The sequence below is a fragment of the Bacillus cereus group sp. MG4 genome, from assembly GCF_040460055.1.
In the GTDB taxonomy this organism is placed as follows: Bacteria; Bacillota; Bacilli; order Bacillales; family Bacillaceae_G; genus Bacillus_A; species Bacillus_A wiedmannii.
The window spans coordinates 424066-450802 of sequence record NZ_JARVGZ010000001.1; the positions used below are offsets into that span (position 1 = coordinate 424066).

A 26737-nucleotide genomic window follows, 5' to 3' on the forward strand; every position below is an offset into this window, starting at 1 on the left:
CAATATAACGTGTGCTTTTTATTATACATAACGGTCGTTATATTGTATATAGTGTAGGAGTGTTTCTTATGGAAGAAATTCAACTTATTTTGGCGAAAAATTTAAAAACAATACGAGAGAAAGAAAAAATGAGTTTGGAAAAGGTCTCGCAATTAACAGGTGTGAGTAAAACGATGATTGGACAAATTGAACGAGGAGAGTCAAGCCCAACATTAACAACGATATGGAAAATCGCTAATGGTTTGAAAGTGTCTTTTACTTCTTTAATCAATAATCCGCAACCAGATACGAAAGTGGTTTTACGAAATGATGTACAAGTATTATCAGAAGACAATGGGAGATATAAAGTGTATTCTTCTTTTCCTTTTCAAGATGATAGGAACTTTGAAATCTATACGGTTGAAATTGAAACAGAAGGAAAATTAAGTTCGGAAGGCCATAAAGAAGGGACCGAAGAATTTATAACGGTGTTTGAAGGGGAATTGATAATTGAAATAAATGATTGTCAATATACATTAAATAGCGGAGATGCAATTCGCTTTAAGGCGGATAGACCGCACTCTTATCATAATTCTGGAAGTACGCTAACTCGGTTAAGTATGACCATTTATTATCCAGCTGCATAAACTTACAATTGCATCAAGAATATAAAGAAATGTGTGTTGATAAACCATCTATAAGAGATGGTTTTATTTTTTAAAATTCATAAAAAAAGACACTCGTTTGAGTGTCGACATAGTATTGCTCTCGCGTATAGGATTGGAGTATGTTTCTCAAATACGTTTTGAGATGGTTCGCATTTTGGGAAACTGTCTTCTTATTCAATGTAACATTGGCAGGGAGAAGTGTAAATTGATAATGTATATACGGAAAATTTAGTATAGATGGTTATTACTATGAGTATAGTACAAATTGTTTTTATTGCTTAATCACTGTCGTGAAATTATTGAAATATTATTAGCTTTAGGAATGACGTAATAGTTACTACTTTAGCAGCTAAGAATGTTTATTATAAAAAAGAATGAATCATTTATTAATCGATTCGTATAATTGTTAAAGAGGCACCTGTTGAACCACCTCCAACTAAATTAACTATGGATAATACGCCGAATATTTGAAGGGAAATTGTATTACCAGCAATTAAATTGGTTATTAAATTATTATTATAGTTTGAAGTTGATATTGCGGGTGAAAAAATAGATCCGGGAAGTGGAGTCGAAGAGTTTAATAGTAGCCTTGTACCAGCAAGTAGAGAAGTTGTTGTATTAATTTGATAGGTTAAATAATATCTTCCAGTAACAGGAATTGTATATATATCATTTGTAGCGTTCACTGTAAAATTACCGAGACTTTGGTTATTAGAAAGTGGAATATTAGTTCCACCTAATATGACTGAGATGGGACCACCTAATGTATTATTAGCGAACATAGAGTTTGTTGTAATAATGGGTCCAGTAATGCCTGTAGGTCCAGTAATGCCTGTAGGTCCAGTAATGCCTGTGGGTCCAGTAATGCCTGTAGGTCCAGTAATGCCTGTAGGTCCAGTAATGCCTGTGGGTCCAGTAATGCCTGTGGGCCCAGTAGGACCTGTAAGTCTGTATGGAAGAATAATTTCAAGAGCCAGTGATAATAGTTCTTTTTTCATTTTTTCATTCTTATCTTGAATATTAATCACCTCATTTTTAAATTAGAACGTAGCCGATTTAGTATTTTGAAATGGAACTATCATTTTATTATATTAATACTACTAGTTATAGCAACGGTAAAAAGTTTACTATATGTAAAAATCATTCGAGAATGAAAAAAGTAGTTATGGAATTTTTCTAAAATGATAGATGTATTATTTTGTTAAGTAGTAAACAAAAATGTGGAACGAGGTATTAAAGTGAAGCGAGAAAATAAATTATCAATAAATAAAGCTATGATAGAACCTGAAAACATTGGACCTACGTTTCCAGTTCTTCCCCCAATTTATATTCCAACGGGCCCAACTGGTTTAACGGGAATGACCGGTTCGACGGGTCCAACTGGTTTAACAGGATCACCGGGAGTAACAGGTCCAACTGGTTTAACAGGGTCACCGGGAGTAACAGGTCCAACTGGTTTAACAGGATCACCGGGAGTAACAGGTCCAACTGGTTTAACAGGGTCACCGGGAGTAACAGGTCCAACTGGTTTAACAGGGTCACCGGGAGTAACAGGTCCAACTGGTTTAACAGGATCACCGGGAGTAACAGGTCCAACTGGTTTAACAGGATCACCGGGAGTAACAGGTCCAACTGGTTTAACAGGATCACCGGGAATAACAGGTCCGACCGGTTTAACGGGATCACCGGGAGTAACAGGCCCGACCGGTTTAACGGGATCACCGGGAGTAACAGGTCCAACTGGTTTAACAGGATCACCGGGAATAACAGGTGCGACCGGTTTAACAGGGGCAACGGGTCCAACTGGAGTTATTGGACCAATAACAACAACTAATTTATTATTTTACACTTTTTCAGATGGAGAAAAACTTATATATACAGATTCAGATGGGATAGCTCAATATGGTACAACACACATATTACCTTCAGATGAGGTTTCCTATATTAATTTGTTTATTAATGGAATACTTCAACCACAACCATTATATCAGGTTAGTAATGGTCAGCTAACTTTATTGGATAATCAACCACCAACGCAAGGTTCTTCAATTATTTTGCAATTCATCATTATTAATTAAAAAAGACAGATTCTTAAATAAAAAGAATCTGTCTTTTTGTTCTACATTAAAGTAGTTAAACTAAGTGACGATAAATTCGATTGTAATTGGAATTCCGCCGTCTAATGCATCTCCGCCAGGAATTGTAATAGCACCAGTAGGTCCAGTAGTAATACTGGAGTTCACACTAGGTTGAAGAATGCCGTTTACATAAAAGTTGTAATACGTAAAAGTCGGAAAAGCAGTTGCAGTAGTACCAGCATCGTTTAAACAAGCTGTAGCAGCAATTGCAAAAGCTGCACCTATTCCGGTTCCAGCTCCTAGTGTAGATGTAAATCTTCTAGATGCCATAAATGGTTGGATGATTGGCAATTAATTCTAACCTCCTAAATTATTTTTTGAACGAAGTATAGAATAACTTGTCCGATATATTGTATGAGAGTTTTCTATAATAGAAACGGCTTCTTAATTATTGAGAGAACATAATTTTAGTAAAGATATTGTTACTTATATGAAAAGATGGTGTTGTTACTTGTTGGTTATATGCAAATGCTTAGCTTTGATATTTAAATTAAAATGTGCTTTTGGACCTAAGAGATAAACGTGGAAAATTAAAATAAACTCTTAAGTTTAGGTGTTTAATCTAAGCAGTCAATTATTAAAAACATATAATTAATATGTGAGTCATGAACATAATTAAATAACGTTTTTTAAGTTTAATTATAATTCATGTTTCCTATTTTAAGTGAATGAAGCCTATGTACAATTTTATAGTTCTTATAATAGGAAAACACTCAAATATAAGATAAGTAAGGAGGAAATAAATGTCACATAACAATTGTTTTGGTCATAACAACTGCAATAATCCGATTGTTTTCACTCCAGATTGTTGTAACAATCCACAAACGGTTCCAATTACTAGCGAACAATTAGGTAGATTAATCACTTTACTAAACTCTTTAATTGCGGCTATTGCAGCGTTTTTTGCAAATCCAAGTGATGCAAACAGATTAGCTTTACTCAATTTGTTTACTCAACTATTGAACTTACTAAATGAATTAGCACCTTCTCCAGAAGGGAATTTCTTAAAACAATTAATTCAAAGTATTATTAACTTACTACAATCTCCTAACCCAGACTTAGGTCAATTACTTTCTTTATTACAACAATTCTTCAGTGCTCTTGCACCATTCTTCTTCTCTTTAATTATTGATCCTGCAAGCTTACAACTTCTATTAAACTTATTAGTTCAACTAATTGGTGCTACTCCAGGAGGTGGCCCAACAGGTCCAACAGGTCCAACAGGTCCAGGAGGCGGAGCAACAGGAGCAACAGGGGCAACGGGGGCAACAGGCCCGACAGGAGCGACAGGAGCAGGAGTAACAGGTCCAACAGGTCCAACGGGAGACACAGGTCTAGCAGGAGCAACAGGCCCAACAGGTCCAACGGGAGACACAGGAGCAGCAGGCCCAACAGGCCCAACAGGTCCAACGGGAGACACAGGTCTAGCGGGAGCGACAGGCCCAACAGGAGACACAGGCCCGACAGGAGCAACAGGCCCAACAGGTCCAACGGGAGACACAGGTCCAACAGGAGCAACGGGAGCAACAGGATTAACAGGAGCAACAGGAGCAACAGGTGGCGGAGCTATTATTCCATTTGCTTCAGGTACAACACCATCTGCGTTAGTTAACGCAATAATAGCTAATACAGGAACTCTTCTTGGATTTGGATTTAGTCAGCCTGGTGTAGCTTTAACTGGTGGAACTAGTATCACTTTAGCGTTAGGTGTAGGTGATTATGCATTTGTAGCACCACGTGATGGGGTTATTACGTCATTAGCAGGTTTCTTTAGTGCAACAGCTGCATTAGCTCCATTATCACCTGTTCAAGTGCAGATACAAATACTAACTGCACCAGCAGCAAGTAATACGTTTACAGTACAGGGAGCACCTCTATTATTAGCACCAGCATTTGCTGTAATAGCGATTGGTGCTACAGCGTCAGGGATCATACCTGAAGCTATTCCAGTAGCTGCTGGAGATAAAATACTGTTGTATGTTTCATTAACAGCAGCAAGTCCAATAGCTGCAGTAGCTGGATTTGTAAGTGCAGGTATTAATATCGTTTAATTTGTTACAATGTCTGTTTGAAATTTAAATTGGCATTTGTATATAGCCCTTCCTAAGTTTATTAGGAGGGGCTATATTTTATGGGAAGATAGGTGATAAATTAATTGAGAAATTACTCTTTGTTAAGTTGGTATATAAGAAAAATCAAAATGTATAATTTATACTTTATTATTTATGGAATAAGTTAAATGATTTGAAAAAATTACCTATAAATAAAAAAGATGAATTCTATTAAAAATAGAATTCATCCATTTCATAAACGGTATACAAGGGAAGAAGGTTATTTATCGTGAGCGTTGAAATGTTATAGTTCAAATTAGTAATAAACTATTTGTTTTTATTACAGTTACATCCTTTTTTCTTTACATAGCCTTGCTCGGCTAAATCTCTTTGTGATTGGGAATTGGAAGATTGAGAATTCGAAGACTGAGAGGATGCTGATGAACTACTATTTTTATTATTAGAGTAGTTTTTTCGATAGTTATAATTACTCATAGTACTATCACCTCCAATTAAATATATAAATATTATATGTATGTACTCTATTAATTGTTACGAAAAAAATAGGAATGGAGGATATACAATAAAAAATCTCCTGCGTATTTTCCGCGGAGATGAATAATTGTCTTTTCAGTATTTAAATTAATATCCCCAGTAAAGAGGGAAATAATATGAATCTTGGTAATATAAATTTTGTTGTGGATTAGGAGGCTGAGTTGTTGGGTTTATCGTGCTGCGATTCTGATTACAGTTTGCTGGAGGACCAATTACTGTAGTGGATTGAATAGGGGATATTGCTTGTTTCCATTGTTGTTCATCGAGACAGTAAGTATGAGCCATCATATTAGCGGGGGTTAATCTTAAAATATCAGAACCAAAAATAACTTCTGGGGTTGGGGCATCGAAAATAGCTAATAAATGAGTACCATCTACTGTAGCAATTTCATAATGCCACCACGCTTGTGGAATGTTGGCAACTTGCCCTGGTTTTATCGGTAAGTTTAATATTTGGTTTGTAAAAGGATTAAGTAAAGTAACAACAGCAGATCCTGAAATACAGTAAACAAGTTCAGCTGCATTTTGATGAATATGTGGCTCTACAACATTTCCTGTACTTAAATAGATATCTAATAAAGAAGTATTTTCTAAAGTATTTAATTGTTTTATGCCAAGTACGTTTATATAATTTTGGGCATCTTTCTTAAAAAAATTACTTTTATTTAAATCATGGGTGAAATTGGTTGAGGGGGAAGTGTAGTCGATATTAGAAGTCATTTGTATTACCCGCCTTTCTTATATTTTCATGCAATTTGAATTTAGGATATGAGTCTAGTTATTGAAATGTGAAAGCGTTGATGCTCTTCGTTTGTAAAGTGATAAAAATGTTCGTTTGAATGCACTATAATTACAAGAGTTTCATTGCGAAAAAAGGTGCTATTAATTAAAATTAATGTAAAAGATAGCGCTTTTTTAATTTGGAGTACAAGGGGAGTGCAGAAAATGAACCATACTATTTTAAAAGAGTTGGAAGTTGAATTAAAAAATTACTTTCAACCGTTTTTGAATGCACCTGCAACAATAGAAGAAATACAATATGCCGAAAGTGAAATGGGAATTGCGTTTCCAGATGAATTACGTAATCTTTATCTTGCACATAACGGTGAGGATAAATCAGGACCAGGGTTGTTTTTCGGTTTGCCATTTCTCTCGTTAGATGAAGTTTTGGATGAGTGGAGAATATGGAAAAGAATTGAAGAGGATAATTTTTTTAATTTTGATGCATTTTCAATACCAACAGAATATATTAAGGAAAGATATGTGAATCACAATTGGATACCTATTAGTAAAGATTATGGCGGTAACAATTTAGGAATAGATGTTGATCCGGATGAAAAGGGGAAAGTGGGACAAGTTATTAATTTTGGACGAGATGAAGAAGTGAAATATGTAATTGCAAATAGAATTTCAGATTTGTTACTATTTATTTTACAAACGCTAAAAAATAAAAACTTCACCATTCATCAAGAGGAAGATTATTTATATTGGAGTTATGGTGCTAATGATAATATACATTTTTTAGACGCTTTATTTAATATTGAATTACCTGTTTTACAGCCCCAATTTATATTTCAATCTGAAAATAACGTTAATGATTGGTACGATAGTTTAGATGAGAATTGGAGATATATAGTGGGTGCATCTGAACGAGCAGACAGGTTTATTAGAGAGAAGAGATTATATTTAGGTGGAAAAGGGTTAGTAGATATTAGTCCATTACAGATGTGTACAGAAGTGAGAGAACTAATTTTATCCGGAAATGAAATTCGAGATTTAGCAGGATTAGAACGAATGAATTCTTTAAAGAAGTTATATTTAGTTAATAATCCGGTTCAAGATTTAACGCCAATCATACATCTAAAACACTTACAAGAAATGAATATAAAGAATACGAAGATAAATAATTTATCGGAACTTGTAGAAATGTCATCATTAAAAAAATTAAATATTACACATACTAGTATTCAAGATTTTTCGTTGCTACCGCAGTTTCAAAAATTAGAATCGCTTTCTGTACATATTTCAAATCATGAGCAGCTCTATGCGATTTCGAAAGTAGATAATTTAAAGCATTTATATATTTTAGGTTTAGAGAATGTTAGTGAATTGGATTTACTTGTTTTGCAAAATTTAAATAAGTTAATCACAATTGAATTTGAAAATAGCGACATCGCTAATTTATATTGCTTTCGACACAATGCGTCAATTCAAAATATAAAGTTGACAGATACAAAGGTAAAAGATGTATCGGCATTAGGTAAAATGAAAGGACTAAAGGAATTAGAATTAGATGGCGCAACAATTGATAACCTTAAAACGATTTGTTGTTCTCGATCATTAGAAATATTTACAGGATCGTTTGAACAATTTTTTATGTTAAAAGACTCATTTGATAGGAAAATAGATTTTTCAAAAATAATAGGGGGGATGACTGAAGAAGAAAGTGAAATTTGGCACCAGCATGTAATGGATTAGAAAATAACATTATTATGTATATAAGTTTGTTTGTAGAAGGAGTAACTGTTTGACAGTTAATACTGCAATAAAGTGGTTAGGTGAAATAAATTATGTGTAACTGAATGTCACATCCCTCCTTAATCGTTCGTCTTGTATGTAGAACGTATAAGGAGGGATTTTATTATGAAACATTTTGATGTAGCAATTGTTGGTGGTGGGCTTGCTGGATTAACAGCATCTATATATTTAGCGAAAGCTGGAAGGAAAGTTATTGTATTAGAAAAGTCCAGTCACTTCGGTGGTCGAGGGATGACTATAAATAAAAACAGCATTTGTATGAATCTTGGTGCACATGCTTTATATAGAGGTGGAGAAGCGTTTATAACTTTTAATGAGCTAGGAGTAAACCTTCCAGGTGGAATCCCATCTACAAAAGCACATGGAATATGGAAAGGGGATATTTATGCCATTCCAACAGATTTTCGCTCCATTTTATCAACACCGTTACTTTCATGGTCTGCAAAAGTCCGGTTCGCTCGTCTTATGATTCATTTAGGAAACTTAGATGTAGGAAAGGTTCCTAAAATGAGTCTAACTACATGGGCAGAAAATGAAATTAAAGATCCAATGGTTCGAAATATATTTTATGCATTATGCCGAACAACAACATATACGTATGCTCCTACAATACAATTAGCATCTTCCGTACTAAAGCAAATACAGCTTTCTATAAAAGAAGGAGTACTTTATGTAGATGGTGGTTGGGAGACGATAATAACAAATTTAAGAGGAATAGCGAATACTAGTGGTGTACAATTTCTGGCTAAAAAGCATGTTTTGAAAATAGAGCATTGTGAAGGGAAACAAAGAATACAATGTTTTGACGATGAAGTATTTGAAGCAGGTGTAGTCATTGTAACAACTCCACCGAAAGAGGCTTGTAAAATTATAAAAGGTGCAGAAGGAACAAGTTTGCAAAAATGGTGTGAACAATCTATACAAGTGACCGTGGCAGCGTTAGATATTGGTTTAAAACAATTACCGAATCATTTGCATCATTTTGCATTGGGATTAGATCAACCTCTATTTTTCACGAATCAATCGAGAGCAGCTAAATTAAGTGAAGATGGATCAATTGTAGTGAGTCTAATTAAATACCATAACCCTGTACTAGAGCTGAATCATATTCAAGAAGATAAAGAACAGTTAGAAAATGCAATGGAATTGTTACATCCAAATTGGAAAAGAGAAGTTGTTGCACAGCAATATTTACCGAAAATAACGGTAGTATATGATTTTCCTCATATTGACCGTGTTGAAAAACCAGGCCCTAACATACCTGGAATGCCAGGTGTTTACGTTGCAGGAGATTGGGCTGGGCATGATGAAATATTAGCTGATGCTGCGGTGGCAAGCGGAAAACGTGCAGCGTTACACATATTAAAGCAATCCGAAAGTGAGGCAATTCATCATGGAAACGGAGCAATTATATGAAACGTATCAATCATTATTATTTTCGTTAGCATATAGAATCCTTGGGAGTGTTATGGATGCTGAAGATATCGTCCATGACGTATTTATATCACTTAATAATATGGAAGACGTTCAATCTATAGAAAATATGAGAGCCTATTTATGTAAAATGGTAACAAATCGATCAATTGACAAATTACGTTCGGCAGCACATAAACGGAACGTATATGTCGGAATGTGGTTGCCAGAGCCATTTGTGGAAGAGGTTGATGATCCATCAGAGTCATTTGTAATGAAAGAATCAATTTCTACGGCATATTTATTACTTTTACAACAATTGTCTGAGGTAGAGAGAGTTGTTTTCATATTAAGAGAGGTTTTCAGTTATAAATACGAAGAAATCGCTTCAATTGTAGATAAGAGTAGTGCGAACTGCCGAAAAATCTTTCAACGTGCACGAAAAAGTATTTTGGATAAGCCGAAGCACTCAACATTAAGTACGAAGAAGATGGCTACCTATGTGGAGAAATTTGTATCATCATTGCAGTGTGGGGATGCGCAAGGCATGTTAGAAGTATTAAAAACAGATGCGATATTAAAAGCGGATGGTGGTGGTAAAGCTACAACTGCAATCCATCCAATCTATTCCGCAGATAGAATTATACGTTTATTCTTTGGAATTGGGAAGAAGTTCCCGGAAGAGTACAATGTTGATTATAAGATGGTAAATGGTGCCCCAGGTGTTATTGTTAAAGTAAATAATAAAGTGACTTATGTGCTTTCATTTACATTTGAGAATGAGAAAATCTCAAATATTTATATGATGGTTAATCCTGAAAAACTTATGCACTTAAATGTAACTGTATAAAAAAAGACGCATTTCTTTAGAAGTGCGTCTTTTTTTTATTTCTCTAACATTTCAAGAGGTACATCTTTTTCGCCTGCTACCTCAAATTTAATTTCCCCATCTTCTTCATAAATACGTGAAATAATTGGTATAGTAATCATTAATTTTTTATGCTGTTTTCGTTTTCGAGCAGCATCTAAGCTAATCACGTTCATTGTAAGCATCCTTTCTTCTAGAAATATATAAACAAAAGAAAATGCGTCCGGAAAGGGCGCTTAATTGAATTTGAAATACCGATTCATTTAATTGGGGTTTATATGATTTAACAACTGCAATTGAATTAAAAATAGTATGAATGGAATAATTGCACGTAGAAATTAACTTTACCAAAAAACGAAACAATATGCTATAAAAAAAATTAAATCTTTGTCATATAACGAGAAAAAGGATTTCGTTTCGCATATAATGAAAGTAGACGGGCAGCAAGAGCTTTTTCATCATATTGCTTGGAAAGGCGATGAAAAGAATGGATACGTTAGATTCATTATTATTTCAACTTGAACAATATGGAGAAGAGCATGATCGAAATAAAAAAACACGGGAAGAAAAATTACGGAATATTTCTCGTGAGATGGGGCAATTTTTATCAATTTTAGTAAAAGGATGTAGCGCAAAAAACATTTTAGAAATTGGAACTTCTAATGGTTATTCTACATTGTGGTTAGCTAGCGCGGTAGAAGAAACAAATGGAAATGTAACAACTGTAGAGCTTTCTTCAGAACGAGTTGGAGAGGCACTTGTCAATTTTGAAAAGGCAAATCTTTTACAAAGGATTGATGTTCATAATCAAGAAGCAGGGGCATTTTTAGATGTGCAACTAGATCATTCATTTGATTTTATTTTCCTAGATTCAGAGCGGACGCAATACATGTGGTGGCTTGAGCATATAAAACGCATTTTACAACCAAAGGGTTTTCTTGTTGTTGATAACGCAACCTCTCATGCAAGTGAGTTAGCCGAGTTTAGAAAAATGATTGAAGAAGATGAAATGTTTGAAACAGTCTTATTGGCATTTCAAAATGGAGCATTTGTAGCGCTTAAGAAGAGTTAGGATTGAGCGTAATATAATTATCACATTGAAAAAGGTTGTATGTCAAAAGATTGAGTACAGTAGGATGGGAAGGACGTAATTTATATACGTAACATACGAAGAATCCGCCTTCAGCATGTTGTTCTCTAGGTCTTAAGTCTGAGGAAAATAATGTTGAGAACAGGTATACTTATACTAAGAAACAGGGAATGACTGCATAAACAGGCATTTCTAAAAAAATCGATTTCAAGCAGTTAGAATGTATATGAAATACGATATAATAGATGAAATATAGTGCATATAAATTCGCACATATAAATAAAGGAGCGATTTTGTTGACTGAACTCGAGAAAAAAGAACCTGTATCCATTGTGAAAGATAATAATGTAGAAGTAGTGGTAGATACAGTTATAAAAGATCAAGAATTAGAGGAACTGAATAAAGAAGCTGATCTTTATGTACAAAAATTAAATAGCGAGCAAAATACGGATTTATCAAAAGTATTGTCACAGCTAGGAGATTTAGGGGATAAAGAACAACAAGCAGCAGGACAAACGTTATCAGCATTAAAACGTCCTGTAACAGCGATGATGAATGGAAAGAATGAAGAAATTCCAAATACATTGTTAGAATTACGAAAAGTGGTATCAGAGCTTGATCCGAATTCATTAAAAGCAAGTGGTATGAAGAAAATTATGTTTAAAGTATTCAAGAAAAATCCACTTGAAACATACGTGCATAAATATCAATCTATAGATAAACAAATTGAAGAGATTATAAGATCCCTTCTAATTGGTCGTGACAACTTACAAGAAGATACAGTTGGTCTTGAAATGCTTAAAGAACAATCGCACGATAAAATTCACGCTCTTGATAAACAAGTATACTTAGGAAGAAAACTCGCTGGTATGCTGGAAGCTGAGAAACAAAATCCAGAACGTCAAAGAGATATTCCATTAATTAACGATGCATTAGAAAAAATTCTAGTACGTACACGAAATATGCAGCAAGCGAAAAGTGTACTATTACAATCTATCGCATCTGTAGACATTATTAAGAAAAATAATGAAAAGTTAACAGAGGCAATTCGTAATGCAATTACGATGACGCAAAACGTTGTAACAGTTTCAGCTGCTATCCAGCTAGCGTTAACAAATCAGCGTAAAACAATTGATGCAGTGAATGCGACAAATGAAGCAATTGAATCTATGGTATTAAGTAACTCACAAGCATTAAAACAAAATACAGAAGAAACAACAAAACTTCTTGAAAATCCTGCTATTAGCATGGATAAATTACGTGAATCATTCCAAAATGTATTTGCTGCGATTGAAGCTTCTGAGAAATCATCAGAACGTATTATTGAGTCAAGTAAGAAGTTTGTAATTGAATTAGACACATTTAATGATGAAATGAAACAAAAACTCATTCAGCGTCCAAGAAAATAACAGACTTTTAGAGGAGGTGAAAAAATGAGTTTCATTCAAACAGTATTAGTACTATTGGGTACATTGCTTTTAATCGCATTTACTGTCGTTGTTTTAGTTGTATATTTCGGACGTAAACTGTATTTTTCATGGACGAAACCATATAAAAGAGCACATGATTCTTTAGATAAGTTATCGAATAAATCATTACCGTTTCTACAAGAATTTACACAACACCCACTCTTTTATCGCTGGATTCGTACGGAAGGAAAGAAAGAACAATATACATTAAACACTCTTTTCTGTGCATCGGGTCAACGTACGAGAGAGCAAGTATTCTCAATGTTACCGAAAGAAAAACAGAAAAAAGTACATGTAATGGCAAAAACAACGAAAAAACTTACAAATGAAGATATTGATATAGCAGCGATGAAAGTAAAAGATTTTTTAAGACAAGAAACGCAGCAAACAGTAAAACCATCAGACCTTTCGTTTTATAAATTGTATTTTTATGATCGATATCCAGATGCATTAAATACAATTCAAACGTATAAACGCTCAATAAACCCTTCATTACAAAGAACGGTTGATGAAATTACAATTTCCGTATTAAATGCCTTGCCGTATTATCAGGAGCAGCGTATGTTTGAACAACAACATAAACTTGAAACGTTCTTAATGAAAGATTTAACAGGGATGCTATCGTTAGTCGTACAATTACCACCTTCACAGCGACCAGAAAAAGAAGAAGAATTAAAAATCTACTTGCAAAATTTCCAAAAAGAAATGGAAGTAGTCGAGCGAGATATTCGTGACTCGATTGATCACGATTTGAATGTGAAAATGAGAGCAGCGACTGAAAAGTTTAAGAATAAATAAAAAAGGTGCCTTAAAGCTATAGTTCATAGCTTTTAAGGCGCTTTTTTTATTAGATGTTATTTTGCTTTAACTGTAGTTTTACTAGAAGGAACACTTTCATTATGCAATCGATCAACTGCAGTTACTACATACGTATACGTTTCTCCAGAAATAGCTGTTTTATCTACATAAATCTCTCCAAGTTTTGTTTTTCTTACAGTAGTAAGTAAATTTTTTGGATTTTGTATATCCACTTCATTTTTTCCATCCACACGGTAAATGGCGTAATAAGCAGAGTCATTCTCTCTATTATCAATGATACCTACTGCAATACCTTCATCTCTTGGAATAGCACCTTTTAAAGTCGGTTGTTTTGGTGGATCATGATCAAGCCAAGGCATAGGCGGGATTAATGCAGGATGTTTATATATGTCGTTTGTGAGTCTATCTTTAATTCCTAGAGGATTGTTATTCATATCTTTTAAGCTAAAATGCATACTACCTTTTATTTCAGGATATAACCGATTTAATCCAATTTGTCTCGGGTATTCTTCTGGATCAGACCAAGCTGGGACAGAATTATTATTAATTTTATAGGCTGCCTGACCGATGTATAGGTGAATCGGTTTATTATTTGTTTCTTTTACCCACCAATCTACTAATATGTCATACGCAGCTGGTGTGAAACCAATATTCCAATATATTTGCGGTGTAATGTAATCAATATATCCTTTTTGTATCCATTCACGTGTGTCAGCGTAAAGGTCATCATAGTTTCTTTGACCTGCAGTTGTGTTAGAGCCAGTTGGATCGTCGGCTATATTTCGCCATACGCCGAACGGACTTATACCAAACTTTACGTATGATTTTTCTTGTTTTATAGCAGTATTTAAATCTCTTACAAGTTCATTTACATTGTCACGTCGCCAATCCTCTATATTAGTAAATCTACCGTTATTATACGTTTCGTACGTTTTTTGATCGGGGAATTGTTCACCCGCTACTTTATATGGATAAAAATAATCATCCATATGCAAAGCGTCAATATCGTAATTTTGCACGATTTCTAAAGCACCTTCAGTTATAAATTTTTTTACTTCTGGAATGCCAGGGTTGTAATATAACTTTCCTCCATAAGGTACAACCCAATCCGGGTGCTGTTTTGCAGGGTGATTATCCGATAACCGATTTATATTAGTGTGATTCATCGTTATTCGGTATGGATTAATCCATGCGTGGAATTCTATATTTCTTTTATGAGCTTCTTCAATCATAAATGCGAGCGGGTCATAACCAGGGTCTTTTCCTTGTGTACCTGTAATGTATTCAGACCAAGGACCGTAATTTGAAGGATAAAAAGCATCAGCAGTTGGTTTAATTTGTACAACGACTGCATTCATACCAGTGTTTTTTACATCGTCTAATAATCTAATAAATTCTTGTTTTTGATTTTCAATTGGCAAGCCGGTTTTTGAGGGCCAATCAATATTAAGAACAGATGCGATCCATACAGCACGTAATTCATGTTTTTTATACGTAGTATTTACTTCAGCGTAAGTAGAGTGAGGAGAAATGAAAGAGAAAGGAATAAAAAAGATGACGATACAACATATCATTAATAAACGTTTCATGATAATTTATACGCCTCCCTATTATATGGTTAACTAATATGATATCCGAGGTGAGGTTGTACTTACAATTGAGAAAAATAAATATTGAAACATTAATTTAATAGGGAAAATATTTTTACTGAAATTTACTTTCAATATAACTAAATTCTTTTACTTCTTCATATGCTTGTTAGTAAAGTGAAACTTCCTTTCATCCGAAGGGGATAATTTATAAGTATAGGAGGATTAATAAATGAAGGTTTTATTCGTGTGTTCTGGAGGGATGTCCAGTGCAATTGTTGTAAACGCTTTAAAAAAAGAGGCGGAGAAAAAAGGTGTAAACATGGAAGTCCATGCCATTGGAACAAGTGAGATAGAGGAAGAAGTAAAGAATGGTTGGGACGTTGTAATGGTTGCACCTCAAGTAAGACATAGATTTGACTCTGTTAAAAAATTCGCAGAAGAGGAATCTATCCCGTGCGGTATCATACCGCCACAAGCATACACGCCGCTTGGCGGACCGACTTTATTAAAAACTGTAAATGATTTAATTCGTTAGGGGGAAGCGTTATGAATAAATTTGTCACGTTTCTTGATAGAAACTTATCTGGACCGATGGCGAGGCTTTCTGAACAGAGGCATTTACAAGCAATCCGTGATGGAGTTATTTCAGCGTTACCATTTATTATTGTAGGAAGTTTCTTTTTAATCGTAGCATTTCCACCATTACCGAAAGATAGTTTCATATCTGTTTGGGCATTAAAAAATCAAACGAGTATATTAATACCATATCGTTTAACGATGTTTATTATGTCTTTATATATAGCATTTGGAATAGGGTATAATTTAGCGAAAAGTTATAAGCTAGATGCTTTATCAGGAGCACAGCTTGCAGTATGTTCATTACTATTAACATTAACGCCTGAATTAATTGATAAAAAAGGGTTTATGCTTCCCATGACAAATCTCGGAGGTCATGGATTATTCGTGACAATGATTGTTTCTATTTTATCAGTTGAGATTTTAAGATTTTGTAAGACGAAAAATGTAATGATTAAAATGCCAGAACAAGTACCACCGTCTGTTTCACGTTCGTTTGAAGCACTTATACCTGCTGCATTCGTTATTATTTTAATGAGTTTAGTAACTGTCGTTTTTAGTATTGATTTACATCATGTAGTTGATAAATTAGCGGCACCGTTAGTAAAAGCTGGTGATAGTTACTTCGGTGTAATCATTCCAGTATTTTTAATTACGTTTTTTTGGTCATTCGGAATCCATGGTGTGTCGGTTGTTGGAACTGTTGCCCGGCCATTATGGGAAGTATATTTAGGGAAAAATGGTGAAGCAGTTGCTAGTGGCGCAAATCAGTTACCATTCATTTCACCAGAACCATTATACCAATGGTTTATATGGATTGGTGGTTCGGGCGCAACGCTAGGACTTGTATTAGCCATGATCGTTTTTGGTAGATCAAAATATTCGAAAGCATTATCGAGAAGTTGTATTGTACCTGGTATTTTTAATATTAATGAACCGGTTATATTCGGTTTGCCGATTGTATTGAATCCAATCTTAATTATTCCTTTCGTTATTACACCACTAGTAACAGCTACTATAGCCTATTCTGCAACTGCAATGGGATTTGTAACACCAACACACATTATGCCACCGTGGACACTACCAGCTCCAATTGGTGCGTATTTAGCTACAGGGGGAGATTGGCGTGCAGTTGTATTAGTTTTAATAAATATAGCAATATCATTCCTTATTTACCTACCATTCTTTAAAATGTATGACAAAAATATGCTTGAAATTGAAAAGAATGGCGATGGAGAATCTGTTAATCTGTAAGTTTTATACTGTATTTATGAGTGATAAGCATTTTGCCTATCACTTCTTTCACATGAAGTCCAGAGAGGATGAATTGGAATGAATATAAAATTTAGTTATAAAGGTGTATTTTTATTATTATTTGGAGTGATATGTGCGAATTTACTTTTTGTACCTTTATTAAGAATGCTAAATCTATCACAAATGCATAGTATATGGCTCGTTACAAGCATTGCGGCAAGTATTTTGCTTACAGTAGTTGTTTCTTTCATTGATGGATCGTTTGCATCAAAAGCTCAGTTATTTTTTAGATTCATATTTTTTTCAATCGGTTGTACATTTGTAACTTACATGATTGTTTTTTAGTAAATAGGAGGTTATGCATGTTATGTATATTGCAGGGGTAATGTCCGGTACTTCGTTAGACGGAATAGATGTAGCACTCGTTCATATAGAAGGAAGCGGTGTAGATTCTAAAGTTGAACTCATCCATTTTACTACAGTTCCATTTAGTAATGATATGAAAAATGAAATCCAACAGGCATTATCAATAGAAAATTCAAATGTACAACTCATATGCAGTTTAAATTTCAAACTCGGTTTATGTTTCGCCAACGCTGTAAAGGAAGTTTGTAAAGAGGTCAATTTTCCTTTGAAACAATTAGATTTAATAGGTTCTCATGGACAAACGATTTATCATCAGCCAAAGCAAGATGGTAATATGATTCCTTCCACATTGCAAATTGGAGAACCAGCAGTTATAGCATATGAAACGAATACGACGGTTATTTCTAATTTTCGAACGATGGATATCGCAGCAGGGGGACAAGGTGCACCACTTGTACCATATTCAGAGATTATTTTGTATCGTCATCCAACTAAAAATAGACTACTACAAAATATTGGCGGGATCGGTAATGTTACCGTAATACCAAGTCACCTAAGTGATAAGAACGTTATAGCTTTTGATACTGGCCCAGGGAATATGGTAATTGATGAAATGTGTCAAAGGCTATTTCAGTTGTCATATGATCAAAATGGTAAGATTGCAAAACAGGGAGTAGTTGTAGATGAAATATTGACCTATTGTATGAACCATCCATTTTTGAAAATGAATCCACCGAAATCAACTGGTAGAGAACAGTTTGGCGAAGAATTTGTCAGTAAGTTGTTGAAAAAGTATGAAAAGCATAGTAAAGAAAATATATTGACGACTGTCACGATGTTTACAGCAAGTTCAATTGTTCATCAGTATAAGGAGTTTATTCTGCCGTATTATGAAATCGATGAGGTGATTTTAGGCGGTGGCGGCAGTTATAATCGTACACTTGTTGAAATGATACGGTATGGATTGAAGGATGAAAAATGCGCCATATTCATTCAAGAAGATATAGGCTATTCTTCAGAGGCGAAAGAAGCAATCGCCTTTGCAATTTTAGCAAACGAAACGTATCATCGTAATCCGAGTAATGTACCAAGCGCAACAGGTGCAAAGCAATCTGTAGTTTTAGGGAACATAACATTCCCTCCAATTTGAAGAGAATGAGGCGAACATATGAAATATATGATTGGAGTAGACGGCGGGGGAACAAAGACAGAAGCAATTGCATTTGATCAAGATGGAAGTGAACTTGAAAGGGCTACGAGTGGTTTTGGAAATATATTAATAGATTTTGAAGAAGCACTTTTTCATATTATGGAAGCGATTGATCAATGCCAGAGAGGGTTATTAAATGGGGATTGCGTTTGTATTTGTTTAGGATTAGCGGGTGTAAGTGGAGCAAATACGAATGAATTAACATTACGTCTAAAAAAGAAGTACGGAACACAAATTGAAGTTTTTAATGACGCGATGATTGCTCATGCAGCTGCTTTAAAAGGAAAGGATGGAATTTTAACAATTGGCGGTACAGGTGCGATTTGTTTAGGAAAGAAAGGGGAAGTGTACGAGTATAGCGGTGGATGGGGACATATTTTAGGAGATGAAGGAAGCGGATATTGGATTGCGTTACAAGGTTTAAAGAGAATGGCAAATCAATTTGAACAAGGAGTTCCACTTTGCCCATTAAGCTTAAGAATTCAAGAAGAGTTTCAACTTTTAACATCGTCTCATTTAAAAAGACTAGTATATAGTTTTTCAAAAGATAAAGTTGCAGCAATTGCACCATTCATTATTGAGGAAGCGAGAAATGGGAATGATGACGCACTTAAAATTATTTTGCAAGCGGCTACGGAATTAACGAGAATTACGGTGAATATTTACAATAAGATGCAGTTTGATTTATCAACTTCAATTGCAGTAAGTGGCAGCATATTGCATTTCGTTCCTGAAATATATGGTGAATTTAAGACATGCTGTGAGAAGAGTATAGGAGAAGTTACATTTGTATCACAATCAGAAACAGCAGTGAAAGGAACATATTATTTAATGAAAAATATATATTTTAATAAATAGCTGTATGAGAATTTTTGTATGATTTGTAAATATATGATGTTAAAATGTATAAAGGGATGTAAAGCAAGAAAAGTACAATATACATAGTCATTGAATATTGTATAAGTACTCCCATGTAGAAAGTGAATGATTACATGATTAATAGTATGCAATTTTTGTGTTTGGTGGCTTCTTATTTATTTGGAAACATATTGACCGCTTATATAGTGACGAAATGGAAACATAATGTTGATATTCGGCAGGAAGGAAGCGGTAATCCTGGCGCAAGAAATATGGGGCGCGTATATGGAAAAGGGTATTTCGTCGCTACATTTTTAGGTGATGCAATCAAAGGGGCAATCGTAGTTTCTATTGCAAAATACCTTTTTGAAGATTCTACATTTGTAATGTTAGCTTTACTGGCTGTTTTACTTGGACATATTTACCCGATTGTATTTAAAGGCAAGGGTGGAAAAGGCATTTCAACATTTATTGGAGGATTAATTGCATTTGATTATTTGATAGCGCTTACCCTTGTTGCTGTTTTCATTATATTTTATTTAATCTTTAAAGGATTTACTAAGCCAGGACTAATTACAATCGCTTGTTTACCAGTTTGTATGATTTTGTATTCTTACTCTATTGTTACGACTATTTTAAGTGCACTTATAATTGTACTTATTTTATATGTAAATCGAGAATGAAATGAACTTTTTATAAGTGGAGTTAATCTCCACTTATAATTTTTATTAAATACATAAAGGAGATACAACATGGGGTTAATTTATAAAGTTGCTGATCAAGCTTGGGAATTTGAAAGTATACATAAGTTGAATTATAAAACATTTGTAGAAGAAATTCCGCAACATGAAGAAACGAAAGAGCGTGTTCGTATAGATCGTTTCCATGAAGAAAATACATATTTAATTTGTTTAGATGACGATAAGTTAGTAGGTATGGTTACATTGCGAGGAAAACGACCATTCTCGTTAGATAATAAAATTCCAAATCTAGATTATTATTTGCAAGAACATGGAGAAAACGTATATGAAATTCGTTTACTTTCAGTAGAACGTGAATATAGAATTGGAAGAGCGTTGTTAGGTTTAATTCGCTTTTTACATCGTTATTTGCTTCTAAACGGATATGAATTGGCACTCATTTCTGCTACAACACGTGAACTACCTTTATATGAGCAAATGGGATTCAAATCTTTCCATACGTTAGTTGGTACAGAAGAAGCAGCCTTCCAGCCAATGTATGTTACCCCTGCTATGTTTGAAGCATCGAGTGTTGGGGGAATTATGACGAAAGAATATACGTTTTTACCTGGTCCAGTAGATATTGAAGAAAATGTTCGAAAGGCATTTTCTACTAAGCCTATTTCGCATCGTTCTAAGTCATTTCAAGTGACGATGGACAATGTGAAAAAACGGTTACTTCACATGACAAAAGCAAAGCATGTACAACTTATGATAGGAACAGGGACGTTAGCAAATGAGGCCATTGCTTTACAGTTACGTTCTTTAAAAGGGAAAGGACTAGTATTAACAAATGGGGAATTTGGTAATAGAGTAGTTGGACATGCAGCACGCGCGCAATTACATTTTGATACGTATAAAAAAGGAATGGGAGAACCGTTTATTTATACCGAATTAGAAAAAATAATGGGAACTGGCAATTATGAATGGCTTTGGTTTGTTCACCATGAAACATCAACCGGAATGTTAAATGATTTAGACGAGCTAAATGTTTTAAGTAAAAAGTATAATGTGAAGCTATGTGTAGATTGTATCAGTTCGATTGGAGCAATACCGATAGACTTGAAGGATGTATATTTTGCAAGCGGTGTTAGCGGAAAGGCAATTAAATCGTTTACTGGATTATCTTTCGTTTTTTATAATCATAATGTGAAAGTAAACGAGACATTACCGGCCTATATGGACGTTGGTATGTACGAAGAAAATGAAAGTATTCCATATTCTCATTCATGGAATTTAATTTATGCACTGCAAGAAGCATTAAAGAGATTTGAAGATGCAAAAGTATTTGAAAAAATAAACGAGACGTATGCATATATTGAACAAGCTATTACTAATATGGGTCTAAATCTTGTTTCACCTAAAGAACATGCCGCGCCAATTATAGTTACCATTCAATTAAATGAAAATCAGTCTTCTAAGGAGATTGGCGATGCGTTAGCGTTACAAGGATACATTGTTCATTATGAGTCATCTTATTTACAAAAGAATAATTGGATCCAAATTGCATGTTTAAATGATTATAAAGAACGCGATACGAAGAGGATGTTAAATTGTTTGCAAATGTGTGTATTACAGAGTGGGGTACATATATAAAGACTTTTTCTTAATATAGATGGTTTCGTATAAAGGAGTTGCTACATACGAAAACTTAGGAATAGACCATTGGAAGAGGTGTTAGTATGATAACTAAAAAACTACCATTACATATAGACGATATTAAAAAAGCTCAAAACATTCTGGATAGAAATGCTCGTAAAACTCCATTAGTAAAATCTTTTTATTTGACTAGTAAAACGGGTGGAGAAATTCATTTGAAATTAGAAAATATGCAATTAACAGGTTCGTTTAAATTCCGTGGTGCGTTTAATAAAATGTCACAGTTGACAGATCAAGAAAAAGAGAGAGGAGTAATTGCTTGTTCCGCCGGTAATCACGCGCAAGGAGTTGCTTTATCTGCTCATTTACTTGGTATTAAGAGTAAAATTGTGATGCCGATTTCAGCACCTCAGGCGAAAGTTGAAGCAACTAGAGGATATGGATCAGAAGTGATTTTATACGGTGAAACCTTTGATGATGCAAAGGCAAAATGTGAGGAGATAATAAGGGAAACAGGTGAAACATACTTACATCCATATGATGATGTAGAGGTAATGGCTGGTCAAGGTACAATTGGTTTGGATATTCTTGATGATATGTGGGATGTAGATACTGTCATTGTACCAATTGGTGGAGGCGGAATTATTTCTGGTATTTCTGTAGCATTGAAATCTTTTAATCCATCCATTAATATAATTGGTGTCCAAGCAGATAATGTTCATGGAATGAAGGCATCTTACGATAAAGGTACAATTGTAGAGCATTATGAGGCGCCTACTATTGCAGATGGTTGCGCAGTTAAAATACCAGGGGAACTAACATTTGAAATTGTAAAAGAATTAGTAGATGATATTGTAACTGTATCAGAAGGTGAATTAGAAGTAGCGATGAAAGACTTATTACAGCGTGGTAAAGCTGTTGTAGAAGGTGCAGGTGCATTAGCTACTGCTGCTCTACTTGCAGGGAAAGTGGATACATATATTAAAGGGAAAAAAGTAGTAGCGGTTATATCTGGTGGAAACGTAGATTTGCAGCGCATTTCAAGTGTTTGTGAGCAGTTTTTTGTAGCTAATGAAGTGAAATAGTATTTAAAAAATATAGTTTTATAAATGAGGAGCTAAGAGGAATGGTCTTAGCTCTTTTTAATTATGCCTGTGTTGAAGTAAATAATGTCTCCATTTTAATTTTACTCTTTTCTCGAATTTCAGCGTCTGCGTGCCTCATTACAAATTTATGCGCTATAGCAATTGCTAAAACATCATCTAATAAGCCAATCCCGATAATAGCAGCTATATCTGGAATGAAGTCGATTGTTAATACGTAATAGGATAAAGCGGCTAATATGATGAATTTCGCTTTAGTAGGTAACCCTTTTTTTCTCATTGTGTAGTACAAAATAATACTTTCATATACGCTAGATTTACCGAGGTTTGCTGAGCTTTTTTTGAATTTTTTCCAAAGTGTCTGTTTCTCCATATATACACTCCTTTTACAAAAACATCGATTTTTTAAAAGGATAGACAAAGAAGTAGGGAAATAATCAATTTTATTGTTTTTCTTATTGTATATTCCATAAAAATAGGAAATTACCTGTTCAAAATAATAGAATGTTGGTTATGTAACGACTTACAGTGTATGTGTTTGTTCCAAGTAAAGTTACTACGCAGATAACGTTTGGTGGTAATACGTATTAAAGTTCATTTTTTTACATTAATCTCTGCATTCGTACAATGTTGAATTACTTCTAAATAATCTAATGGTATATCTATTGATGAGAACTAGCCCCTTTACTTGCTGGTGATTCATAAGCTTCTAATGTGATTCTGGTATGAATTGCACGATTAGCCACTTCATATAGTATTCCAGGTGTTACTTTGTTTTGAACCATTTTTCCCTCTCTGTTCTCCCAGCTTTTTGAAAGTTGTCGCTTCGGCGATGGCTTTTTTATTTTCTCAGATGAAGCCGATGAGTTTGAGTTTTGGAATTTTATCGTGGTATTATTTATGTAACAAGGGGATATTGTAAGAAAAAATAAAATTTGAGGGGAAAATGAGAATGGGGATTTATAACTATGAAGCGAAAGAGGATTTGCAAGTAGGAGATGTTTGTTTAGAACGAGATATTTATGAAATTATAAATTTTTACAAGAAAGGGTCAATAGTTTTATGTGATTCAGTATCTCGTTTCAGTGCGAATTCAGACAGAATGTTTGAAGTGATAAATAGAATAGAAACATATATGCATAAAAATGAAGACTATACATATCAGGTTTCGGATAGGCTCAAGTTGATTTATGTAGTTGAGCAGGTAAGATAAGGAAGCATCCATAACGGGTGCTTTTTTCTTTGTTATATAGAAATTACACATTAAACGTGAATTTGAACAAAATGGACATTTGGATTCAAATTAATTTGTGATATGTATAGTAAAATGTATGTGGATGATTTAGTTATTATTAAACGTTTAATAAGCAGTATGGGGGAAGAAAAATGAAGATAATAGAACTACCAATTGAATTCGAATTTAATGGGGAAAAACAATGTATTTATCCGAGCTTAATTATAGTAAACAATGAATTAACTTTAGTAGATACAGGTTATATAAACTTTTTACCTTTAATTGAAGATGCAATTGTAAAACATGGGTATGAGATGAAAAACTTAAAAAATATAATTATTACTCATTATGATGACGATCATATAGGATCTTTATATGATTTCAAAGTGAAATATCCTCACATTAATATTATTGCTAGTGAAATAGAATCCAACTACATTAATGGTGAAATAAAATCAGAGAGACTAGTTCAAGCTGAAGAAATGTTAGAACATATGCCAATTGAAGAGAAAGAATTTGGTGAATGGTTTATACAACAGTTAAAAAATATAAGGCATATTTCCGTCGATGAAAAAGTAAGTGATAGTCAAATGATTTTAAATGATGAATGTCAAATAGTAGCGACCCCAGGACATACTTCGGGGCATATTTCATTATATTTTCCGGACTTAGAATGTGTAATCACAGGGGATGCGGCAGTTCAAGATAATTGTGAATTAGTAATAGCTAATCCGAATTTTTGTTTAAATATAGAAAAAGCGGAAGAATCTTTAAAGAGAATAAAAAACCTTAAAGCAGCAACGTATTATTGTTATCATGGAGGAAAGCTTACTGTATAAAATAATAAAAAACCGATCTTTCCCATATCGAAAATCGGTTTTTTTAATTCATAGATTCTGCAATTTGAATTAAATCCTTATGGATATAATTTTATTTTATCCTCGAAATGATATGAAATTAAAACATCATATTGCAAAATTAAGTGAATTTGAGTGGTTTCGAAGGCTACACGAAGATACAAAGTATACAAAATTAATTTGGAGTAATAGAAAAATTAAAAAGTTCATTTTGTCTTCTACTAACATGGAAGCATTAATAAAATCTGAGAAAAAGCAAAAAGAATTTGTTCATCTAGTACAGGATGAATATAAAAAAAGAAGATAAGAATTTTTTTATTTTTCATATTTGGCGAAACAAATGGTACAATGAAAGCTAATGTGAAAAATAAGGAAAAGAAGTGGTCTATTTGAAAAACTTTTTAGAATTAGGAATTAGTGAAACTTTTAATCATACATTACGTGAAAATGGAATTACAGAAGCAACACCAATTCAAGAGAAGGCAATTCCTGTTATTATGTCAGGTAAAGATATTATTGGGCAGGCGAAAACAGGAACAGGTAAAACGTTAGCATTCGTGTTACCGATTTTAGAAAAAATCGATCCAAAGTCTAGTGATGTTCAGGCTTTAATTGTTGCACCTACAAGGGAACTAGCACTGCAAATTACAACTGAAATTAAAAAAATGCTTGTTCAAAGAGAAGATATTAATGTACTAGCGATATATGGCGGACAAGATGTAGCACAACAATTGAGAAAATTAAAAGGTAATACACATATTGTTGTAGCGACACCAGGTCGATTATTAGATCATATACGACGTGAAACAATTGATTTAAGTAATCTTTCAACGATTGTACTAGATGAAGCGGATCAAATGCTTTATTTCGGTTTCTTATATGATATTGAAGATATTTTAGATGAGACACCTGGTAGTAAACAAACGATGTTATTCTCAGCAACGATGCCAAAAGATATTAAAAAATTGGCGAAGCGTTATATGGATGAGCCGCAAATGATTCAAGTACAAAGTGAAGAAGTAACGGTAGATACAATTGAGCAGCGTGTCATTGAGACGACAGATCGTGCAAAGCCAGATGCACTTCGTTTTGTTATGGATCGTGATCAGCCATTTTTAGCAGTTATTTTCTGTCGTACAAAGGTTAGAGCAAGTAAGCTTTATGATAATTTAAAAGGACTAGGTTATAATTGTGCTGAACTTCATGGTGATATACCTCAAGCGAAACGTGAAAGAGTTATGAAGAGTTTCCGCGAAGCTAAAATTCAGTACTTAATCGCAACGGATGTAGCAGCTCGTGGACTGGATGTAGATGGTGTAACGCACGTATTTAACTTTGATATCCCTGAAGATGTAGAAAGTTATATTCACCGCATTGGCCGAACAGGACGTGCAGGTGGATCAGGTCTTGCAATTACGTTCGCTGCAGCGAAAGATGAAAAACATTTAGAAGAAATTGAAAAAACGCTTGGTGCACCAATACAAAGAGAAATAATCGAACAACCGAAGATAAAACGTGTAGATGAAAATGGAAAACCGGTACCAAAGCCGGCTCCGAAGAAATCAGGTCAAAATCGTCAAAGAGATAGCCGTGAAGGTTCAAGACGTGATTCGAGAAATAGCTCAAGAAGTGATTCAAGAAATAGTTCGAGAAATGAAAATAATCGATCATTTAATAAGCCAAGTAATAAAAAAGGTAGTGCAAAACAAGGTCAGCAAAGACGTGGCCGTTAAATAGTTATAATTGTAAAAGAGTCGCAA

Annotated in this window: 28 protein-coding genes and 1 pseudogene; 21 read left to right on the plus strand and 8 right to left on the minus strand. The window is 34.1% G+C overall.

The annotated features are described in order from the left end of the window. Positions 1–11 precede the first annotated feature (11 nt). Positions 12–626, plus strand: a complete 615-nt coding sequence (locus tag QCI41_RS02185) for a helix-turn-helix domain-containing protein (RefSeq protein WP_353838507.1) — start codon at positions 12–14, stop codon at positions 624–626. 407 nt (positions 627–1033) lie between these two features. On the opposite strand, the gene QCI41_RS02190 is transcribed toward QCI41_RS02185, so the two are convergent. Beyond that, positions 1034–1675, minus strand: coding sequence for a BclA C-terminal domain-containing protein (locus QCI41_RS02190; protein WP_353838505.1), 642 nt, complete (start codon positions 1673–1675; stop codon positions 1034–1036). Positions 1676–1885: 210 nt separating this feature from the next. Here QCI41_RS02190 and QCI41_RS02195 point away from each other — a divergent pair, with 210 nt between their 5' ends. Then, complete coding sequence (locus QCI41_RS02195) at positions 1886–2725, plus strand: DUF4183 domain-containing protein (protein WP_353838504.1); 840 nt, start codon at positions 1886–1888, stop codon at positions 2723–2725. Between the two features lie 60 nt (positions 2726–2785). Here the strand turns inward: QCI41_RS02195 and QCI41_RS02200 are convergent, their stop codons facing one another. Then, entirely contained in the window at positions 2786–3076 is a 291-nt protein-coding gene (locus QCI41_RS02200) for a DUF4183 domain-containing protein (RefSeq protein WP_353838503.1), read from the minus strand. Positions 3077–3528: 452 nt separating this feature from the next. Here QCI41_RS02200 and QCI41_RS02205 point away from each other — a divergent pair, with 452 nt between their 5' ends. Further along, a complete protein-coding gene (locus tag QCI41_RS02205; protein ID WP_353838502.1) occupies positions 3529–4836 on the plus strand; it encodes an exosporium glycoprotein BclB-related protein in 1308 nt (435 codons plus the stop codon). A 327-nt stretch (positions 4837–5163) separates the two neighbouring features. Here QCI41_RS02205 and QCI41_RS02210 read toward each other — a convergent pair whose 3' ends face one another. Together QCI41_RS02210 and QCI41_RS02215 are read right to left on the minus strand one after the other, a co-directional pair. Continuing rightward, a complete protein-coding gene (locus QCI41_RS02210; RefSeq protein ID WP_002096615.1) occupies positions 5164–5331 on the minus strand; it encodes a hypothetical protein in 168 nt (55 codons plus the stop codon). Between the two features lie 147 nt (positions 5332–5478). Then, on the minus strand, positions 5479–6111 hold the full coding sequence (locus tag QCI41_RS02215) for a cupin domain-containing protein (protein ID WP_353838501.1): 633 nt from the start codon (positions 6109–6111) through the stop codon (positions 5479–5481). Positions 6112–6336: 225 nt separating this feature from the next. Between QCI41_RS02215 and QCI41_RS02220 the strand changes: the two genes are divergently transcribed. From QCI41_RS02220 to QCI41_RS02230, 3 genes are all read left to right on the plus strand, one after another. Further along, complete coding sequence (locus QCI41_RS02220) at positions 6337–7869, plus strand: SMI1/KNR4 family protein (protein WP_353838500.1); 1533 nt, start codon at positions 6337–6339, stop codon at positions 7867–7869. Between the two features lie 165 nt (positions 7870–8034). Beyond that, complete coding sequence (locus QCI41_RS02225) at positions 8035–9345, plus strand: phytoene desaturase family protein (protein WP_353838499.1); 1311 nt, start codon at positions 8035–8037, stop codon at positions 9343–9345. Continuing rightward, complete coding sequence (locus QCI41_RS02230; protein ID WP_353838498.1) at positions 9323–10192, plus strand: sigma-70 family RNA polymerase sigma factor; 870 nt, start codon at positions 9323–9325, stop codon at positions 10190–10192. Before QCI41_RS02225 ends, QCI41_RS02230 begins: the two co-directional genes overlap by 23 nt. A 35-nt stretch (positions 10193–10227) precedes the next feature. Here the strand turns inward: QCI41_RS02230 and QCI41_RS02235 are convergent, their stop codons facing one another. Beyond that, positions 10228–10386, minus strand: a complete 159-nt coding sequence (locus QCI41_RS02235; RefSeq protein WP_001100983.1) for a hypothetical protein — start codon at positions 10384–10386, stop codon at positions 10228–10230. Positions 10387–10688: 302 nt separating this feature from the next. Here QCI41_RS02235 and QCI41_RS02240 point away from each other — a divergent pair, with 302 nt between their 5' ends. The 3 genes from QCI41_RS02240 (at position 10689) to QCI41_RS02250 (ending at position 13567) form a co-directional block, all read left to right on the plus strand. Continuing rightward, the gene (locus QCI41_RS02240; protein ID WP_088080050.1) at positions 10689–11282 is read left to right on the plus strand and encodes an O-methyltransferase; all 594 of its coding nucleotides are present in this window, start codon (positions 10689–10691) and stop codon (positions 11280–11282) included. Between the two features lie 314 nt (positions 11283–11596). Next, the gene (locus QCI41_RS02245; RefSeq protein WP_000137410.1) at positions 11597–12709 is read left to right on the plus strand and encodes a toxic anion resistance protein; all 1113 of its coding nucleotides are present in this window, start codon (positions 11597–11599) and stop codon (positions 12707–12709) included. A gap of 24 nt (positions 12710–12733) precedes the next feature. Further along, a complete protein-coding gene (locus QCI41_RS02250; protein WP_353838497.1) occupies positions 12734–13567 on the plus strand; it encodes a DUF3974 domain-containing protein in 834 nt (277 codons plus the stop codon). A 56-nt stretch (positions 13568–13623) separates the two neighbouring features. Here the strand turns inward: QCI41_RS02250 and QCI41_RS02255 are convergent, their stop codons facing one another. After that, the gene (locus QCI41_RS02255; RefSeq protein ID WP_353838886.1) at positions 13624–15183 is read right to left on the minus strand and encodes a glycoside hydrolase family 10-like protein; all 1560 of its coding nucleotides are present in this window, start codon (positions 15181–15183) and stop codon (positions 13624–13626) included. A gap of 226 nt (positions 15184–15409) precedes the next feature. On the opposite strand from QCI41_RS02255, the gene QCI41_RS02260 reads away from it, so the two are divergent. From QCI41_RS02260 to tdcB, 8 genes are all read left to right on the plus strand, one after another. Beyond that, positions 15410–15715 (plus strand): PTS sugar transporter subunit IIB, encoded by a 306-nt coding sequence (locus QCI41_RS02260; RefSeq protein WP_000865894.1) that lies wholly within the window; start codon positions 15410–15412, stop codon positions 15713–15715. 11 nt (positions 15716–15726) lie between these two features. After that, complete coding sequence (locus QCI41_RS02265; protein WP_353838496.1) at positions 15727–17010, plus strand: PTS sugar transporter subunit IIC; 1284 nt, start codon at positions 15727–15729, stop codon at positions 17008–17010. A gap of 78 nt (positions 17011–17088) precedes the next feature. Continuing rightward, complete coding sequence (locus QCI41_RS02270; RefSeq protein ID WP_001021976.1) at positions 17089–17355, plus strand: hypothetical protein; 267 nt, start codon at positions 17089–17091, stop codon at positions 17353–17355. A 22-nt stretch (positions 17356–17377) separates the two neighbouring features. Then, the gene (anmK, locus tag QCI41_RS02275) at positions 17378–18526 is read left to right on the plus strand and encodes an anhydro-N-acetylmuramic acid kinase AnmK (protein ID WP_353838494.1); all 1149 of its coding nucleotides are present in this window, start codon (positions 17378–17380) and stop codon (positions 18524–18526) included. Between the two features lie 18 nt (positions 18527–18544). Beyond that, positions 18545–19444 carry a BadF/BadG/BcrA/BcrD ATPase family protein gene (locus QCI41_RS02280; protein ID WP_353838493.1) on the plus strand — a complete coding sequence of 300 codons (900 nt, stop codon included), beginning with the start codon at positions 18545–18547 and terminating at the stop codon, positions 19442–19444. Between the two features lie 134 nt (positions 19445–19578). Continuing rightward, a complete protein-coding gene (plsY, locus tag QCI41_RS02285) occupies positions 19579–20127 on the plus strand; it encodes a glycerol-3-phosphate 1-O-acyltransferase PlsY (protein ID WP_088080028.1) in 549 nt (182 codons plus the stop codon). Positions 20128–20196: 69 nt separating this feature from the next. Then, complete coding sequence (locus QCI41_RS02290; protein ID WP_353838492.1) at positions 20197–21780, plus strand: aminotransferase class V-fold PLP-dependent enzyme; 1584 nt, start codon at positions 20197–20199, stop codon at positions 21778–21780. 86 nt (positions 21781–21866) lie between these two features. Then, positions 21867–22868, plus strand: a complete 1002-nt coding sequence (gene tdcB, locus QCI41_RS02295; protein ID WP_088080030.1) for a bifunctional threonine ammonia-lyase/L-serine ammonia-lyase TdcB — start codon at positions 21867–21869, stop codon at positions 22866–22868. Between the two features lie 61 nt (positions 22869–22929). On the opposite strand, the gene QCI41_RS02300 is transcribed toward tdcB, so the two are convergent. After that, positions 22930–23259: a YkvA family protein gene (locus QCI41_RS02300; protein ID WP_000415075.1), complete on the minus strand. Its 330-nt coding sequence runs from the start codon at positions 23257–23259 to the stop codon at positions 22930–22932. A 227-nt stretch (positions 23260–23486) separates the two neighbouring features. Continuing rightward, positions 23487–23671, minus strand: a pseudogene (locus QCI41_RS02305) (hypothetical protein); the annotation flags it as partial. A 167-nt stretch (positions 23672–23838) separates the two neighbouring features. Here QCI41_RS02305 and QCI41_RS02310 point away from each other — a divergent pair. The 4 genes from QCI41_RS02310 (at position 23839) to QCI41_RS02325 (ending at position 26710) form a co-directional block, all read left to right on the plus strand. Beyond that, positions 23839–24099 (plus strand): hypothetical protein, encoded by a 261-nt coding sequence (locus tag QCI41_RS02310; protein WP_000513510.1) that lies wholly within the window; start codon positions 23839–23841, stop codon positions 24097–24099. Between the two features lie 173 nt (positions 24100–24272). Continuing rightward, positions 24273–24959: an MBL fold metallo-hydrolase gene (locus tag QCI41_RS02315; protein WP_088080033.1), complete on the plus strand. Its 687-nt coding sequence runs from the start codon at positions 24273–24275 to the stop codon at positions 24957–24959. Positions 24960–25038: 79 nt separating this feature from the next. Then, the gene (locus tag QCI41_RS02320) at positions 25039–25284 is read left to right on the plus strand and encodes a hypothetical protein (protein WP_264462418.1); all 246 of its coding nucleotides are present in this window, start codon (positions 25039–25041) and stop codon (positions 25282–25284) included. 73 nt (positions 25285–25357) lie between these two features. Beyond that, positions 25358–26710 (plus strand): DEAD/DEAH box helicase, encoded by a 1353-nt coding sequence (locus tag QCI41_RS02325; RefSeq protein ID WP_353838491.1) that lies wholly within the window; start codon positions 25358–25360, stop codon positions 26708–26710. The last annotated feature ends 27 nt before the right edge of the window (positions 26711–26737 follow it).

Coding starts and splice junctions, on each gene's coding strand:
- QCI41_RS02205 (WP_353838502.1), top strand. CDS start 3,529: ATGTCACATAACAATTGTTTTGGTCATAACAACTGCAATAATCCGATT.
- QCI41_RS02210 (WP_002096615.1), bottom strand. CDS start 5,331: ATGAGTAATTATAACTATCGAAAAAACTACTCTAATAATAAAAATAGT.
- QCI41_RS02215 (WP_353838501.1), bottom strand. CDS start 6,111: ATGACTTCTAATATCGACTACACTTCCCCCTCAACCAATTTCACCCAT.
- QCI41_RS02220 (WP_353838500.1), top strand. CDS start 6,337: ATGAACCATACTATTTTAAAAGAGTTGGAAGTTGAATTAAAAAATTAC.
- QCI41_RS02225 (WP_353838499.1), top strand. CDS start 8,035: ATGAAACATTTTGATGTAGCAATTGTTGGTGGTGGGCTTGCTGGATTA.
- QCI41_RS02230 (WP_353838498.1), top strand. CDS start 9,323: ATGGAAACGGAGCAATTATATGAAACGTATCAATCATTATTATTTTCG.
- QCI41_RS02235 (WP_001100983.1), bottom strand. CDS start 10,386: ATGAACGTGATTAGCTTAGATGCTGCTCGAAAACGAAAACAGCATAAA.
- QCI41_RS02240 (WP_088080050.1), top strand. CDS start 10,689: ATGAAAAGAATGGATACGTTAGATTCATTATTATTTCAACTTGAACAA.
- QCI41_RS02250 (WP_353838497.1), top strand. CDS start 12,734: ATGAGTTTCATTCAAACAGTATTAGTACTATTGGGTACATTGCTTTTA.
- QCI41_RS02260 (WP_000865894.1), top strand. CDS start 15,410: ATGAAGGTTTTATTCGTGTGTTCTGGAGGGATGTCCAGTGCAATTGTT.
- QCI41_RS02265 (WP_353838496.1), top strand. CDS start 15,727: ATGAATAAATTTGTCACGTTTCTTGATAGAAACTTATCTGGACCGATG.
- QCI41_RS02270 (WP_001021976.1), top strand. CDS start 17,089: ATGAATATAAAATTTAGTTATAAAGGTGTATTTTTATTATTATTTGGA.
- anmK (WP_353838494.1), top strand. CDS start 17,378: ATGTATATTGCAGGGGTAATGTCCGGTACTTCGTTAGACGGAATAGAT.
- QCI41_RS02280 (WP_353838493.1), top strand. CDS start 18,545: ATGAAATATATGATTGGAGTAGACGGCGGGGGAACAAAGACAGAAGCA.
- plsY (WP_088080028.1), top strand. CDS start 19,579: ATGATTAATAGTATGCAATTTTTGTGTTTGGTGGCTTCTTATTTATTT.
- QCI41_RS02290 (WP_353838492.1), top strand. CDS start 20,197: ATGGGGTTAATTTATAAAGTTGCTGATCAAGCTTGGGAATTTGAAAGT.
- tdcB (WP_088080030.1), top strand. CDS start 21,867: ATGATAACTAAAAAACTACCATTACATATAGACGATATTAAAAAAGCT.
- QCI41_RS02300 (WP_000415075.1), bottom strand. CDS start 23,259: ATGGAGAAACAGACACTTTGGAAAAAATTCAAAAAAAGCTCAGCAAAC.
- QCI41_RS02310 (WP_000513510.1), top strand. CDS start 23,839: ATGGGGATTTATAACTATGAAGCGAAAGAGGATTTGCAAGTAGGAGAT.
- QCI41_RS02315 (WP_088080033.1), top strand. CDS start 24,273: ATGAAGATAATAGAACTACCAATTGAATTCGAATTTAATGGGGAAAAA.
- QCI41_RS02320 (WP_264462418.1), top strand. CDS start 25,039: ATGGATATAATTTTATTTTATCCTCGAAATGATATGAAATTAAAACAT.